13 protein-coding genes and 1 pseudogene are annotated in these 14167 nt (G+C 73.5%); 9 read left to right on the forward strand and 5 right to left on the reverse strand.

Annotated elements, in window-relative coordinates; genetic code table 11:
• Window positions 1-259: 259 nt before the first annotated feature.
• Genes ACFZDL_RS26115 through ACFZDL_RS26135 form a run of 5 tightly spaced genes read left to right on the forward strand, consistent with a single transcriptional unit; the run spans window position 260 to window position 6321 of the window.
• Window positions 260-3496 (forward strand): nitrate- and nitrite sensing domain-containing protein, encoded by a 3237-nt coding sequence (locus tag ACFZDL_RS26115; RefSeq protein ID WP_353592578.1) that lies wholly within the window; start codon window positions 260-262, stop codon window positions 3494-3496.
• Complete coding sequence (locus ACFZDL_RS26120) at window positions 3493-3978, forward strand: roadblock/LC7 domain-containing protein (RefSeq protein ID WP_089514264.1); 486 nt, start codon at window positions 3493-3495, stop codon at window positions 3976-3978. The genes ACFZDL_RS26115 and ACFZDL_RS26120 overlap by 4 nt, the downstream gene beginning before the upstream one ends.
• Window positions 3975-4352, forward strand: coding sequence for a DUF742 domain-containing protein (locus tag ACFZDL_RS26125; RefSeq protein ID WP_353592579.1), 378 nt, complete (start codon window positions 3975-3977; stop codon window positions 4350-4352). Before ACFZDL_RS26120 ends, ACFZDL_RS26125 begins: the two co-directional genes overlap by 4 nt.
• Entirely contained in the window at window positions 4333-4983 is a 651-nt protein-coding gene (locus ACFZDL_RS26130) for an ATP/GTP-binding protein (protein ID WP_391192482.1), read from the forward strand. Before ACFZDL_RS26125 ends, ACFZDL_RS26130 begins: the two co-directional genes overlap by 20 nt.
• 12 nt (window positions 4984-4995) lie before the next feature.
• Window positions 4996-6321, forward strand: a complete 1326-nt coding sequence (locus ACFZDL_RS26135) for a styrene monooxygenase/indole monooxygenase family protein (protein WP_353592581.1) — start codon at window positions 4996-4998, stop codon at window positions 6319-6321.
• 1 nt (window position 6322) lies between these two features.
• Here the strand turns inward: ACFZDL_RS26135 and ACFZDL_RS26140 are convergent, their stop codons facing one another.
• The 4 genes and pseudogenes from ACFZDL_RS26140 to ACFZDL_RS26155 form a co-directional block, all read right to left on the reverse strand.
• Window positions 6323-7672: an NlpC/P60 family protein gene (locus ACFZDL_RS26140; RefSeq protein ID WP_353592582.1), complete on the reverse strand. Its 1350-nt coding sequence runs from the start codon at window positions 7670-7672 to the stop codon at window positions 6323-6325.
• Between the two features lie 168 nt (window positions 7673-7840).
• Window positions 7841-8104: a hypothetical protein gene (locus ACFZDL_RS26145; protein ID WP_353592583.1), complete on the reverse strand. Its 264-nt coding sequence runs from the start codon at window positions 8102-8104 to the stop codon at window positions 7841-7843.
• Window positions 8105-8114: 10 nt separating this feature from the next.
• Window positions 8115-8963, reverse strand: a complete 849-nt coding sequence (locus tag ACFZDL_RS26150; protein WP_353592584.1) for a helix-turn-helix domain-containing protein — start codon at window positions 8961-8963, stop codon at window positions 8115-8117.
• A gap of 59 nt (window positions 8964-9022) precedes the next feature.
• Window positions 9023-9361: pseudogene (locus ACFZDL_RS26155) on the reverse strand (diiron oxygenase); the annotation flags it as partial.
• Window positions 9362-9649: 288 nt separating this feature from the next.
• Between ACFZDL_RS26155 and ACFZDL_RS26160 the strand changes: the two are divergent.
• On the forward strand, window positions 9650-10759 hold the full coding sequence (locus tag ACFZDL_RS26160) for a ferritin-like domain-containing protein (RefSeq protein WP_353592585.1): 1110 nt from the start codon (window positions 9650-9652) through the stop codon (window positions 10757-10759).
• 360 nt (window positions 10760-11119) lie between these two features.
• A complete protein-coding gene (locus ACFZDL_RS26165) occupies window positions 11120-12106 on the forward strand; it encodes an ADP-ribosylglycohydrolase family protein (RefSeq protein ID WP_353592586.1) in 987 nt (328 codons plus the stop codon).
• Between the two features lie 64 nt (window positions 12107-12170).
• On the opposite strand, the gene ACFZDL_RS26170 is transcribed toward ACFZDL_RS26165, so the two are convergent.
• Window positions 12171-12869, reverse strand: coding sequence for a hypothetical protein (locus ACFZDL_RS26170; protein ID WP_353592587.1), 699 nt, complete (start codon window positions 12867-12869; stop codon window positions 12171-12173).
• Window positions 12870-13019: 150 nt separating this feature from the next.
• Between ACFZDL_RS26170 and ACFZDL_RS26175 the strand changes: the two genes are divergently transcribed.
• Both ACFZDL_RS26175 and ACFZDL_RS26180 read left to right on the forward strand, forming a co-directional pair.
• The gene (locus ACFZDL_RS26175) at window positions 13020-13550 is read left to right on the forward strand and encodes a sigma-70 family RNA polymerase sigma factor (RefSeq protein WP_353592588.1); all 531 of its coding nucleotides are present in this window, start codon (window positions 13020-13022) and stop codon (window positions 13548-13550) included.
• Window positions 13547-14158: a hypothetical protein gene (locus ACFZDL_RS26180; protein WP_353592589.1), complete on the forward strand. Its 612-nt coding sequence runs from the start codon at window positions 13547-13549 to the stop codon at window positions 14156-14158. Before ACFZDL_RS26175 ends, ACFZDL_RS26180 begins: the two co-directional genes overlap by 4 nt.
• Window positions 14159-14167 lie beyond the last annotated feature (9 nt).

Raw genomic sequence — 14167 nt, forward strand, 5'->3', positions numbered from 1 at the left:
GAGGGAGCATCCTCCCAGGAGGTCGGGCGATTTCCAACCCGTGAAAGGTTGAAGGAGGGTATGGCCCGCGACCGAAGTTTGGTGGTCAACTACGCAATGCGGTTCACTCGTTCGGGCGGTCGGGTGGGTGATGCATGCCCGTCCCGAAGTCGTCCTGAAAGGGTCGGAACCCCTACCAGAGGTGGGGAAACACACAATTGTTGAACCGTCGTCACCTCTGAACCACAGTGGGTCGGGCGAGAAGAGATTGTGAGCACCGGTGCGGAAGAAGCGGCTTCGGGGCAGCAACCATGAGCAGGGCGGCGGGCCACCCCAGCAGGAGGCGTCGCCGCAGCGCAGCCCCGCACGGGTCCGCAATCGGCTGGCCGTGTCCGTCGCCGTCGTCTCGCTGGCCGTCCTCGGGGCCGGGGCCCCGGCCGTCCTCAGCGCGCTGGACGACACCACCGACGCCCAGCGGCTCGTCGACCTCGCCGAGACCAACCGCGGTGCGGTGACCCTCGCCCACGCCCTCGCCGACGAGCGCGACGCCATGATCGAGTACGTCGCGGCCGGCCGTAACTCCTCCTCCGGCGCCGGTGTCTCCGAGAGCCAGCGGGCCCGGGTGGACCGGCAGATCAAAGAGGTGGGCCCGGGCACCCCGGCCGAGGTGCGGCGGCTGCTGGACGGGCTGCCCAAGGTCCGGCAGCAGGCGCTGACCGGCAGCGGTTCGGCGCTGGATGTGTACGAGAGCTACAGCGAGACCATCCAGGCCCTCGGCGGCCTCGCCGACACCCTGGCCCGCAGGCTCCATGACGGCGCCGACGACGGCTCCGCCGCCGCGCTGGCCCCCCTCGGCCGCGCCACGGAAGAGGCCTCCGCCACCCGCGGGCTGCTGCTCGGCGCGCTCTCCGCGGGCGGCAGCCAGCCCAAGCTCACCTCGGCGGCCCAGCGGACCAACGTGAGCGAGCAGTCCGCGCTCTCCGACTTCAACCAGCTCGCCCCGGCCTCCGTCCGCGACCGCTACGCACGCACCGTCAACGGCACCGAGGTCACCGCCGCCGAGCGCTACATCGCCCGCCTCACCGACCAGCCCCAGCTCTCCGACACCGACCTCTTCCTCAACGGCGAGCGCGTCGAGTCCAGCCTGTCCGCCCGTATCGACCGGATGCGCGGCGTCGAGTCCTCGCTGGCCACCGCCGAGATCGAGCATCTGGAGAAGCTGCGCGACGACGAGGTCACCGACCTCGAGGTGGGCATCGGCATCCTCGGCGCCTGTCTGCTGCTGGCCCTCGGCATGAGCGTCCAGGCCGCCCGCTCGATGACCCGGCCGCTGGCCGCGCTGCGGCGCGGCGCGCGCCGGGTGGCCGCCGACCCGGTGGCCGAGGAGCCGATCGCCTTCAAGGGCCGCAACGACGAGTTCGCGGACGCCGTACGGGCCGTCAACCAGATGCACCAGGCCGCGGTGCGCGAGCACGAGCGCGCCGTGAAGCTGGAGGCCGACCGGGCCCGCCTGGTCGACGAGCGGCGGCGGCTCGCGGACGAGCGGTCCGAGCTGCGCCGCGAGCGGGACGAGGTCGCCACCCGCCTCGACGGTCTGCGGGCCCGTGTCCACGGCAGCTTCGTCAGCCTGGCGCTGCGCACCCTCGGCCTGATCGAGCGCCAGCTGACCGTCATCGAGGAGATGGAGGAGCGCGAGCAGGACCCGGACCGCCTGCAGACCCTCTTCCAGCTCGACCACCTGGCCACCGGGATGCGCCGCTACGGTGAGAACCTGCTGGTCATCGCGGGCTCCGAGAACAAGGCCGCACACCCGGGGCCGGTGCCGCTGCTGGATGTGCTGCGCGCCTCGATCAGCGAGGTCGAGCGGTACGACCGGGTGCAGATCCAGGCCCTGCCGCAGCACGCCCAGGTCGCCGGGTACGCGGCGGACAGCATCAGCCACCTGGTCGCCGAGCTGCTGGAGAACGCGACCACGTTCTCGCCGCCGGACACCGTGGTCCAGATCTCCGGCTGGCTGCTGGAGAGCGGCGAGGTCATGCTCTCCGTCCAGGACGAGGGCATCGGCATGACGCCCGAGCGCTTCGTCGAGCTCAACAACCGGCTGGCCGACCCGGTGCCGGAGTACTGCCAGGGCCCGCAGCCCGAGGACCCGCTGGGGCTCGGCCTGTACGTGGTGACCCGGCTGGCCGCGCGCCACGGCGTACGGGTGCAGCTGCGCGAGCAGAAGCCGGGCGGGGTCGCGGCCGTCGTGGTCCTCCCGACGAAGATCCTGCCCGCCGGACCGCCCGGCGCCGGGCTGCCGCCCGCCGCGCCCGTGGGGTCCTCGTACGGCGGCACCTCGCTGTCAGCCTTCCCGGGCTTTCCGGGCTCGGTGGCCGAGGCCAACTCCAACGCCCTTCAGGGGCAGTCCCGTCCGGCCGTCGCCGGGACCTCCGCCTCCGGGGCCTCGGCCTCCGGGACCTCCGCCGCCGACCTGGAGTCGCCCCGGACGCTCTCGCACCGGCGCGGCGGGCGCCTGGGGCTGCCGCGCCCGGGCGCGGCGGACGGCTCCGGCGGCCCGGCCCGTACGGCGGCGAACCCCTCGGGGACCCCGGCCGGATCGCCGGCCGACGACGGGGCCCAGGAGCGGCGGGCCAGGACCGCGGACTCCGCCGCGGCGTCCATCCCCGGTCTGCAGACGGCCCCCGGGCCGGACATGGCCCCCGGCCCGGAGATGGCACCGGACCCGACCCCGCCGCGCGGCCACCCGGCCCCGGCCTCGTCGGACGGCGGCACGCTGCCCATGCTTCCGCGGCGCGGCCCGAAGCAGGCCCCCGACCCGCTGGTGGAGGCCGCCGAGCGGACCATCCAGCTCTCCGGCCACCGGGGCGAGCCGGTCCCCGACCCGCGCCGGCCGGCCCAGCGGGGCGGCGGCGAGACGATCGGCGGCCACGGCATGCGCCCGGTCGGCGCCGACGCCTGGGGGCCCGCCGAGGGCTCGGCACCGGCCGAGCCCACGGACCCCACGCGGTCGGTCACCGGTCCGTATCTGGCCGAGCCCGCCGAGCACACCCGGCCCGGCGCCGCGCCCGGCCGGCCCGGCCAGGAGGCGGCGCGCCCGCCCGAGCTGCCCAAGCGCCGTACGGTGGCGCCGGACGCACCGTCGGCCCGGGCCGACGCGCCGACGGCCGCGGACGGACAGCTGTCCGCGCTGTCCGGGGTGCCCGGTCAGCGAACCCCGGAAGCGGCAGCAGCGACGGACGCGGCAGAGGCACGCGGACGGCGTCTGACGGACAAGGGACTTCCCAAGCGCACCCCGAAGAACGTGGCCCTCCCGGAGGCCGATCCCCAGGAGCGCACGGGCGCGGTGAACGCCGAGGAACTGCGGCGCCGGCTCGGCGGTTTCCAGAAGGGCGCGCGCCAGGGGCGCCGCGACGCCGAGGCCGAGATAGCGGGTCGCGGCGCGGCGGGGGAGCGGCAGCGGGGACAATCGGGGGCGCAGGACGAGGGTGGCACGGTTGAGGAGGCACGCAGGTGAATGCGCCCAGTAGTACGTATGGGTTGAGTTCCGAGGCCCGTAATCTGCATTGGCTGCTGTCGAACCTGGTCGAGGAGGTGCCCGGCGTCCGCTCGGTCGCCGTCGTCTCCTCGGACGGTCTGATGCTGCTGTCCTCGGACGCGCGGCACGCCGCGGCGGCCGCCGACCCGACGGCCCAGGACGGCCCCAAGGGGTCGAGCGCCGATCTGGCCACCATCGTCTCCGGCCTCGGCAGCCTCACCCTGGGCGCGGCCAAGCTGATGGACGGCGGGGTCGTCAAGCAGACCATGGTCGCGATGGACCAGGGCAGTCTGTTCGTCATGTCCATCAGCGACGGCTCGCTGCTGGGCGTGCACGCCACGCCGGACTGCGACATGACCGTGGTCGCGTACCACATGGCGCTGTTCGTCGGCCGGGCCGGGCATGTGCTCACCCCCGAACTCCGTACCGAGCTGCGCCGGTCCCTGGAGTCCGCCCAGTGACGTCCGCGTCCCACAAGGCCGCCCGCGTACGCCCGTACTCGCTCACCGGCGGCCGGACCCGCTCCGGCCATGTGCTGCTGGTCGAGACCTTCGTGGCCACGCTGGAGACCCCGGACGGGGCGGTCGAGCCCGCGCTCAGCGGGCCGGCCTCCCGGATGGTGCCGGAGATCCGGGCCATCGTCGACCTCTGCCGTCGGATGCGTTCGGTCGCGGAGGTCTCCGCGCTGCTCAAGATTCCGCTCGGTGTGGTGCGCGTGCTCCTCAGCGACCTCGCGGACCAGGGAAAGATCCGCGTGTACGGCACGGGGCGGGGCCCCGGTCAGCCGGATCGCGCGTTGCTCGAAAGGGTGCTCAGTGGACTTCGCAGACTCTGAGACGATGACGGCGGCACCGCTGCGGGTGCCGGAGATACCGGGCGCCGACGAGGCGCTCCAGGGGTGGCAGGAGGACCGTTCGCGGGCGCCCATCGCCACCAAGATCGTCATCGCGGGGGGTTTCGGCGTCGGCAAGACGACGTTCGTCGGTTCGGTCTCGGAGATCACACCGCTGCAGACCGAGGCGCTGATGACGCGGGCCAGCGAGAACGTGGACGACCTCGCCGCGACCCCGCAGAAGCTCACCACGACGGTCGCGATGGACTTCGGCCGGATCACGCTCGACTCCGACCTGGTCCTGTATCTGTTCGGCACGCCGGGCCAGCAGCGGTTCTGGTTCATGTGGGACGACCTGATGCGCGGCGCGATCGGCGCGGTGGTGATGGTCGACACCCGCCGCCTGGAGGACAGCTTCCCGGCGCTCGACTACTTCGAGAGCTGCGGGCTGCCGTACGTCATCGCGGTCAACCACTTCCAGGGGACCCCGCTGTACGAGCCGGAGGACGTGCGGGACGCGCTGTCCGTGCCGGCGAAGGTGCCCGTGGTGATCATGGACGCCCGCAATCGCATCTCGGTGGTCGACGCGCTGCTGGCGCTGGTGAGGTTCGCCGTGGACATCTCGCCCGAGTGAACCGGCCCGGCCATGCGCAGGATGCTCATCGTCGGGGCCGGCCAGTCCGGGCTCCAACTCGCCCTGGGGCTGCAGGCCCAGGGGTACGACGTCACCTTGATGTCCAACCGCACGGCCGATGAGATTCGCAGCGGCCGCGTCATGTCCACCCAGTGCATGTTCCACACCGCGCTGCAGCACGAGCGCGACCTGGAGATCAACTTCTGGGAGGAGCAGGCCCCGCGCATCCAGGGCCTGGGCGTCTCGGTCGCCGGCCCCGTCACCCCGCTGGGCCATCCCCGCCTGGTCGACTGGGTGGGCGAGCTGGACGGCTGTGCCCAGTCCGTCGACCAGCGGCTGAAGATGGCCGGCTGGATGGAGGCCTTCGAGCGGCGCGGCGGCCGGCTGGTCATCCACGGCGCGGCCGTCTCCGACATCGACTTCCTCGCGGAGCGGTACGACCTGGCGCTGGTCGCCGCGGGCAAGGGCGAACTGGGCTCCCTCTTCGGCCGGGACGCCACCCGCTCCCCGTACACCTCCCCGCAGCGCGCTCTGGCCGTCGCCTATGTCCACGGACTCGCCCCCCGGCTGGAACACCCCGACCTCGAAGCGGTGCGCTGCAATCTGGTGCCCGACGTGGGCGAGCTGTACGTGATGCCCGCCCTCACCACCTCGGGGCGGGCCGACATCCTGTTCTGGGAGGCCATCCCCGGCGGCCCCGCCGATGTCTTCGAGGGCGTCACCGACCCCTCCGAGCATCTGGCCCTGACCCTCGAACTCATGGAGTGGTTCACGCCCTGGGAGTACGGGCGGGCCACCAGGGTCGAGCTGACGGACGCGGGCGGCACGCTCTCCGGCCGCTACACCCCGACCGTCCGCGACCCCGTCGGCCGGCTGCCCGGTGGCGGGCTCGTCCTCGGGGTGGCCGATGTCGTGGTCACCAACGACCCGCTCACCGGCCAGGGGTCCAACTCCGCGGCCAAGTGCGCCGCCTCGTATCTGGAGAGCATCGTCGAACACGGCGACCGGCCCTTCGACGAGCCCTGGATGCGGCGGACGTTCGCGCGGTTCTGGGCGACGGCGCGCCATGTGACCAAGTGGACGAACGCGATGCTGGCCCCGCCGCCCGAGCACATCGTGCGCCTCCTGGGCGCCGCGGGCCAACTGCCCGCGGTCGCCCACCGCTTCGCCAACGGCTTCGACGACCCCGCCGACTTCGAGAACTTCTTCTACGAGCCGGAGAAGACCGCGGCGTACCTGGAGGAGGCCAAGGCGGCGGACGCGACGGAGGAGGCGGGAGCCGACCCGGCCGGCGCGGTGACCACCGGCGAGGCCGAAGCCGCCGAGCAGGTGGGCTGAGTCAGCCCTTGGTCCTGCCGCGCGCTGTCGGGCGTACGGCGCCGCGCAGCGGATTGGAGGCGAGCGGGGACAGCTTGACCCGGCTGCCGGGGCGCGGGGCCTGCACCACCATGCCGTCGCCCGCGTAGATCGCCACATGGGTCGCGCCCTTGAAGTAGACCACCAGATCGCCGGGGCGCAGCTCGCCCAGTTTCACCCGCCGCAGCCGGCGCCACTGCTCCTGGCTGGTGCGCGGGATGGGCCGCCCGGCGTGCGCCCACGCCTGGAAGGTCAGCCCCGAGCAGTCGAAGGAGCCCGGTCCCTCCGCGCCCCAGACGTACGGCTTGCCGATCTGGTTCAGCGCGTACCGCAGCGCCCGCTGTCCCGCCGCCGCGGAGGCGAAGCGGCGGTGGGGCGTGCGGCGGTGGCCGGGCTTGGTCCTGCGGGGAGGCTCCTTGCCCTGCGAGGGCGGGTCCTCGGCGTCCTCCGGCTCCTGCTCCTTCGGCTTCGGCTCTTGTTCCGGCCTGGGCTCCGGCTCCGGCCTGGGCTCCGGCTCCTGCTCCGGGGCGGTGCCGGTGTCCTCGGGGGCCGGGGTGTCCGGCGGGGTGGCCTCGGCCTCGGGGGCCGGGTCCTGCCCGCGGCCCGTGTGGCCGCCCGTATCACGGCCGGTGCCGCCGCCGGTGCCGCCCCCCGGCGGGTCGAGGGCCCCGGAGGCGAGCAGTTCGTGCTGCGCCCTCGCGGTGTCCTGCCACTCCCGCTCCTCCATCGCGCGCAGCTGGCGGAGCGTCAGCGAGGCCAGGGCCCGTTCGATGGCGGTGAGGCGCTTTTCGACCTTGTCCCGCTGTTTCTTCCGCTTGGCGGCGAGGGACAGCTGTTTCCTCAGCGCGGCCCGGCCCTGCTTGGCGAGCCTTTCCGCGTACGCCTCCCCTCTGGTCAGCCGCTCGACCAGGATCGCCTGGCGGTCGGCGGCCCGGCCCAGCTCGCGCGTCCGCTCCGCGATCTGGTCCGGGCTGGGGGACAGCAGCGCCAGCAGGAAGGTGTACGAGGAGAGCTGGGTGCGGCCCTGGTACTGCTCGCGGGCCAGCCGCCCCGCCTCGTCATGGCTGATGGCGAGGTGGGCGCGGGCGCGGGCGAGGGCGGCGCGCAGCGCCCGGGTCCTGACGCGCTGCTTGCGCAGCTTCTCCTCGGTGGCGTTGTACGCCTCGGTCGCCTCCTCGGCCTTGCGGTACAGCGTCTTGAGCTGCGTCAGCAGCTCGGCGACCGACTGCCCGGCGGGCGCGGCGGCGGCCGGCGCCGACGGGACGGGCACGGCCAGGGCGGTGGCCGCGGTCAGCGCCACCGCGCACACCGATCGCACGATGCGTCCTGACACGGGCTCACCTCCGGGCTCGACGACTCGACCTCGGGGCGATCGTGACATGACCAGTCGTATATTCAGGAGAATTATCCGCGAGTCTGGCCAATTCGGTCACCCGTCCGGCGGTCGGCCCGCCCGCCCGTTCTGTCGCATGCGCGTGCGACCAGCCGCGCTGTCGTGGCGTCAGCCGGGCTTTGACCAGGGCCACTTCAGCCGGTGCGGCTTGCCCTCCGGGTCGTACTCGTACCGCCACCCGCGCACCAGCCCCAGCCGCCGCGATGTGGCGGCCGGCACCCGGCGGTAGACGTACACCGTCGGCGGACCGCCGCCCTCGTCCGGCACCGGAACCTCGTACGTCTTCGGCGGCTGCCCGGTCAGCCCGACCAGCACCGGCAGCACCCGGCCGTCCAGCGGCCCGCCCGAGAAGGGCGTCTCCTCGCTTCTCACCGGCCCAGTCTCACAGCAGGTGGGAGGCGTCGCCGAGCACCGGCATCACGCGCCGGGCCAGCGCCCCCGCGCGCCCCTCCGCCGTCTCCAGCGCGAGCGCCGCGCGCAACACGCGCGCCGTCTGCGGATCGCTCGCGCTCGTGGCGGCCATCAGCGCGACGAAGTGGTCGACGAGCCAGTCGCGCAGCTGCGCCATCGGCGGCTGCTTGCCCTCGTCCAGCCACATCAGCGAGGCGGCCTCGACCGCGGTGATCCAGGTGCGCACCATCAGCCGCAGCCGCGGGCCGGGTTCCGCCACCTCCAGATGGAGCAGGATCTGGTCGGCCGCGGCCCGCCGCACCTCGTCGACGATCGCGTTGGTCCGTGAGGTGTCGGCGACACTGCCGCCCTGCAGCAGCGCGCTGAACCCCGCGTCGCGCTCGACCACGAAGGCGAGATAGCGGTCGAGCCCCCGGCCCAGCCGTACGGTGAGCGGGCCGCTGCGGGGCTCGGCGAAGCACAGTTCCAGCTCATCGGCGGCGCTGCGCAGCGCCGCCTCGTACAACTGCTGCTTGCCGCCGGGGAAGTAGCGGTAGACGAGCGGCCGGGAAGCCCCGGCGGCGGTGGCCACGTCGTCCAGCGAGACGTCCTCGGGCGCGCGGTGCGCGAACAGCCCGAGCGCGGCGGCGATCAGCTGGGCCCGCCGCTCCTCCACGCCGAGCCTGCGGTACGCGCCCCGGCGCGCGGGGCGCGTGGCGCGGCGCCCCCCGGCCGCGGGGACCGCGGGATCGGCGGCCGGCGTGGCGGGCGCCGCGGGCGACACCGCGGCGCGGGTCGTTGCCGCCGGTTGCGCCGGGGCGGTGCCGCTGCCTGTCGTCATGCCTGGCAGCGTAACCGGCCCTGCGTGCGAATTGTCCTCTGGGTTCGGTTCTCCCGCCGCTACCGCCGGAAGGTGCCCCCGGCCGGCGCCGCCAGCAGCCCCGAGCTCCGCCACAACCGCCGCCCCGCGCCCCGCAGCACGCCGATGTCGTCAAGGAAGTCGGTCAGCCGCCTCGCGCCCGTGCGCATCACCTCGCGCCGATGGGCGCTCGCCCGCACCTGCTCGACGGCCGCCTGCCGGTCGAGCCCGACGTCCGCGTACACCTGAGGGTCGACGAAGGCGCGCGCGAACAACCGGGCGAACTCACCCGAGCCGAGCCGGGTCAGCTCCGCCTTCCAGCGGGACGTCGAGACCATCTGGCGGCGCAACTCCTCGCGCGCGTAGCGCACATGCCGCGCAGCCCGAGCGCATCGCGCGGCGCGGTGGGTCGGAACGTGGTCGTCATGCTTGGCACCTCGGTCACGGCGGGGCCGCCGGGAGGGTTACCGGCGGATACGTCTTATGAGACGCTGTGTCAGCAAGCGCGTCAATCCCCTGCGTACGGCTGCGTCGAGACCGCCCGGGGAGCGGGCCGTCCTTACGCTCGACCGATCCTCGAGCGGCATATGGCCCGGCCGTACTAGACGTGTGAGCCCGCGTTTTCCCATCCGTACACGGGGGAGCGAGCAAGGCGAAGGAGGCGTCGAATGCCGACGCAGGAGCTCTACGCGATGGACCCCGGGGACCCGAAGTGGCAGGTGCCCGCCGCCGGGGCGGCCCGCTTCAGCTGGGACTACGGCCAAGGCCGGGAACGGCTGCTCGCCCTCTACCAGAAGGGCAAGGACAAGCAGTGGGACGCCGTCAAGCGGATCGACTGGGACCAGGAGGTGGACCCGTACGACCCGCTGGGCACCCCCGACGAGGCCCTGCCCCTCCACGGCACCCGGCACTGGGACAAGATGACCGAACGGGACAGGGGCGAGCTGCGGCACCACTTCGCCGCCTGGCAGTTCAGCCAGTTCCTGCACGGCGAACAGGGCGCCATGGTGTGCGCGGCGCGGATCGTGGAGTCGGTCCCCGACCTGGACGCCAAGTTCTACTCCGCCACCCAGACCATGGACGAGGCGCGCCACGCCGAGATCTACAGCCGGTTCCTGCGCGACAAGCTCGGCACCCTCTACCCGATCAACGACAACCTGGCCGCGCTGCTCGGCGACACGCTGCGCGACTCCCGCTGGGACATGCCGTACCTGGGCATGCAGGTGCTCATCGAGGGCCTGGCCCTCGCCGCGTTCGGGCTCATCCGCGACACCACGGACAAGCCGCTGCCCCGCCAGATCCTCACCTACGTCATGCAGGACGAGGCCCGCCATGTCGCCTTCGGGCGGATGGCGCTGCGCGACCACTACCGGCAGCTCACGGACGCGGAGCTGCGCGAGCGCGAGGAGTTCGTCATCGAGGGCTGCTACTTGATGCGCGACCGGCTGAGGGGGGTCGAGGTCCTGGAGAACCTGGGCATCCCGAGCGCCGAGGCCCACGAGTACACCGAGCGCTCACCGCAGCTGCAGCTCTTCCGGCAGCTGCTGTTCAGCAGGATCGTGCCGTGTGTGAAGGACATCGGGCTGTGGGGCCCGCGGCTGCGGCGCGCGTATGTCGACCTGGGCGTGCTGGAGCTGGGCGACGGCGACCTCGACCAGCTGATGGCCCAGGACGAGGAGCTGGCCGACCGGCTCGACGCGAGGCGCTTCAGGGCGGAGGAGGCGGCGCGTACGGGGGAGGTCGCGGCGGCGATCGCGGAGGGCGCGGCGGAGGACTGACGGCGGGCGACTGGCGGCGGATGGCTGAGGGGGAGTCCTCCGGGGCCCCAGCCGCAGTCGCGCCGGGCGCGCCGGGGCGGGGTCGACCGCGCCGACGCCCTCCACGAGGGAGGCGAAGCCCTGCGCGCCCAGCGGCCCGACCACGCGCTTGCGCGGGGCGTCGGCCAGGGTGAGCGCGGCGGTGACGGCGCCGGTCAGGCCCGGCTCGGTCAGCCGGGCGAGGATCTAAAGACTGGCTACCTAAGACTCCGCCCGACCTGCCCGCACGAAAGGCTTCCGTCATGCCCGAACCCGGGAACGGGGAACAGGAAGCGCCGTGCGCGGAAAACCGCGGTGCGCGGACATCCCCCCACTGGCACGATGCCCACCATGACCGCGACCGCGACTCCGACCTCGACCCCGCATCCGCCCCCGAACCCGTCGGCCGCCCGCCGCAGCATCGAGGCCCTCGCCCTCGGCGACGCCTTCGGCGAGCGCTGGTTCCCGCTCTTCCGCGACCGGCGGAGGGCGTACGACGAGATCCGGGCGCGGGCGGTCCCGGAGGAGTCGCCGTGGCCCTGGACGGACGACACGGCGATGGCGCTCGGCGTCCTGAGCGTGCTGAACGACCACGGGAAGATCGACCAACCCCGGCTGGCCCAGACCCTGGCCGACACCTTCCTGTCCGACCCCGGGCGCGGCTACGGCAGCGGCATGCACGAACTCCTGCCGTCGCTCGCCGCGGCCCCCACCTCCTGGCCGTCCGCCACCCGCGCCCTGTTCGGCGGCGAGGGCAGCCTCGGCAACGGCGCGGCGATGCGGGTCGCGCCGCTGGGCGCGTGGTTCAGCGCGGACCCGGACCGCGCCGCCGAACAGGCCCGCCGCTCGGCCGAGGTCACCCACGCCCACCCGCAGGGCATCGCCGGCGCGGTCGCGGTCGCCGTCGCGGCGTCCCTCACCGCCTTAACCCCGGACGCCCTCGCCGGGACCCCGGTCGGCAACGCCGGGACCCCGGACCTCCTCGCCCAGGTCGCCGAGCGCACCCCGCCGGGCCCGGTCCACGACGGCATCGTCCACGCCATCGCCCTGCCGCCCACCACCACCCCGCGCCATGCCGCCGACCTCCTCGGCAGCGGCCGCCGCATCCGGGCGGACGACACCGTCCCCTTCGCCCTCTGGTGCGCCGCCCGCCACCAGAACGACCTGATCGCCGCCCTGTGGGCCACGGCCGAGGGCCTGGGCGACGTCGACACCACCTGCGCGATCGTGGGCGGCGTCGTAGGCGCGGGCACGGGCGTATCGGCCGTCCCGGCCGACTGGCTGGGACGACGGGAGCCGCTGCCCGCGTGGGTGGCGGCGCTGCCCTGACGGCCCTCGAACCGACACCCCGGGCGAAATCCGCTTGAAGGCGATCGCACCCGGTCGTCGACACCTACGGGATGCTCAGAGGCTTCCCGCCCAGGCCGCCCAAGCTGTCCAGCAACCCACCCCCGTTGCCCAGGTTCCCCAGGCCGGACAGCTTGTTCAGGGGGTCCAGCTTGTCCAGCTTCAGCGCGGGCTGCCCCTGCGGCTGCGAGAGCGGATCGTCGTCTCTGAGGTCGAACTGGGCCCAGGCCTTGTCGGTCATTCTCGCGTCGTTGGGGGCGGCTTCCGCCTGGTTGAGGATCTCGACCGTCTGCTGCAGCGGGCGGCCGGGGGCGAGGGAGAGGTCCCTGTCGACTTCGCCCTTCTTGCCCATCGTCTGCTCGTCGTCGCCCTCGTACAGGACTCCGTGCACGTGGACGTTGATCTGTGCTTCGTTGGGGGAGGCCAGGTTGGAGTTCGGGGTCGGGCGGGTGTACCGGTAGGTGACGAACCACTCGACGCGCATCGAGTCGTTGCAGCGGTCGACGTACTGCCTCTCCAGGGGCGGAGTGTCCGGGAGGAGCGTGATGTCGAGGGGGTGGTCCATCCTCGGGCAGTCGACGTAGTTCCCGGCGCCCTTGTAGCGGGCCGACCACAGGCTGACCATCCCGGTCACCCGCTCGGGCGCGGCGGCCGGGGCCGGGGCCGCTGAGGCGGGGTCGGCTGTCGTGGGGGAGAGGCCGATCAGGGTGGCGGCGCAGGTGGTCAGCAGACGCGGTCGACGCACGGTGAACTCCGATCACTCCGACGTCAGGACAACCACTTTGAGCGATGCACGGGGGAGCGGATCGCTGTACGCGACGGCAGCCCGTCGGATTCACCCGATTGCGGGGGCCGGGCCGGTAAGGATGTGGGGAGCGCGAGACATATAGGGGGCGTGAAGACGATTCAAACGGGGGACGGGCGCGGGCGCTCGGCGCGGTTCACCAAGGTGTACGCGCGCGAGCACCCGCGCGTCGTCGCCTTTGTGCACCGGAGGGTCGGCGACCGCGGCGCGGCCGAGGAGCTTGCGGCGGAGGTGTTCCGTATCGCGTGGGAGCACACCCTCAAGGACGCGCCGGGTGGCGAGATCTCGGCCGGCTGGCTGTTCGTCACCGCCCGCAATCTCGTACGCAACCACTACCGCGCCGAGACGCGCCTGGGCGAGCTCCACCGGCGCATCGCCGAGGAACTGGGCCGTACGGCGGCCACCGGCCGGGACTCGGCGGTGCTGGACACGCTGGACCGCCTGCCCGCCCACCACCGCGAGGTGCTGGTGCTGAGCTACTGGGACGGGCTGAGCGCGGCCGAGGCCGGCGCGGTGCTCGGGTGCGGTGCCCCGGCGGTATGGGTGCGGCTGCACCGTGCGCGCAAGGCGTTTCGCGACCTCTACCGGGCCCCGGCCCCCTCGCCCTTGGAGTCGGCATGATCCGTGTGAAGTCCCTGATGCAGCAGGCGAATCCGGTCCCGGAGACGGAGTCTCAAGAGCCAGTGAGGCCGTCCGAGCGGCGGGTACGTCGGCGGGGGCTGGTGGTGAGCGGGGCCGCCGTCGCGGTCGCTGTCGCCGCCGTCGTCACCCTCGTCACCGTGTTCGGCTCGCAGGGCGGTGGCCCCGGTGGCCGCCCGGCCGAACCCCCCGCCGCCGACGAGCCGTACTACGTGACCACCGGGGACCTGGAGCGGCACGCCGATGTCGTCGTCCGCGCGCGCGTCGCCGCCACCCATGAGACCGACGAGGACGGGGTGCCGGAGACCACCGCCACGGTGAGGGTGGTGGCGACGGGCAAGGGCAAGTCCCCCGGCCGCACGATCCAGGTGTCGTACCCCAGCCCGGACGTCGGGCTGCCCGCGGGGCCCGAACTCACCGTCCGGCACGAGTACGTCCTGCTGCTGGAGCGCCTGGACGGCGGGCGGTACGTCCTGGTGAACACCACCCAGGGCTACTACGGAATCGAGGCAGGCCACGCCGAGGCCGGGCCGGACAACGACGTGGCCCTCAGCGACGGGGTGCTGGGGGCGCTTGGCCTCAAGAGGTGACGGCTGGAC

The sequence above is a fragment of the Streptomyces sp. NPDC007917 genome, assembly GCF_042959105.1.
GTDB lineage: Bacteria > Actinomycetota > Actinomycetes > Streptomycetales > Streptomycetaceae > Streptomyces.

Coding starts and splice junctions, on each gene's coding strand:
- ACFZDL_RS26165 (WP_353592586.1), top strand. CDS start 11,120: ATGCCCACCATGACCGCGACCGCGACTCCGACCTCGACCCCGCATCCG.
- ACFZDL_RS26150 (WP_353592584.1), bottom strand. CDS start 8,963: ATGACGACAGGCAGCGGCACCGCCCCGGCGCAACCGGCGGCAACGACC.
- ACFZDL_RS26160 (WP_353592585.1), top strand. CDS start 9,650: ATGCCGACGCAGGAGCTCTACGCGATGGACCCCGGGGACCCGAAGTGG.
- ACFZDL_RS26135 (WP_353592581.1), top strand. CDS start 4,996: ATGCGCAGGATGCTCATCGTCGGGGCCGGCCAGTCCGGGCTCCAACTC.
- ACFZDL_RS26180 (WP_353592589.1), top strand. CDS start 13,547: ATGATCCGTGTGAAGTCCCTGATGCAGCAGGCGAATCCGGTCCCGGAG.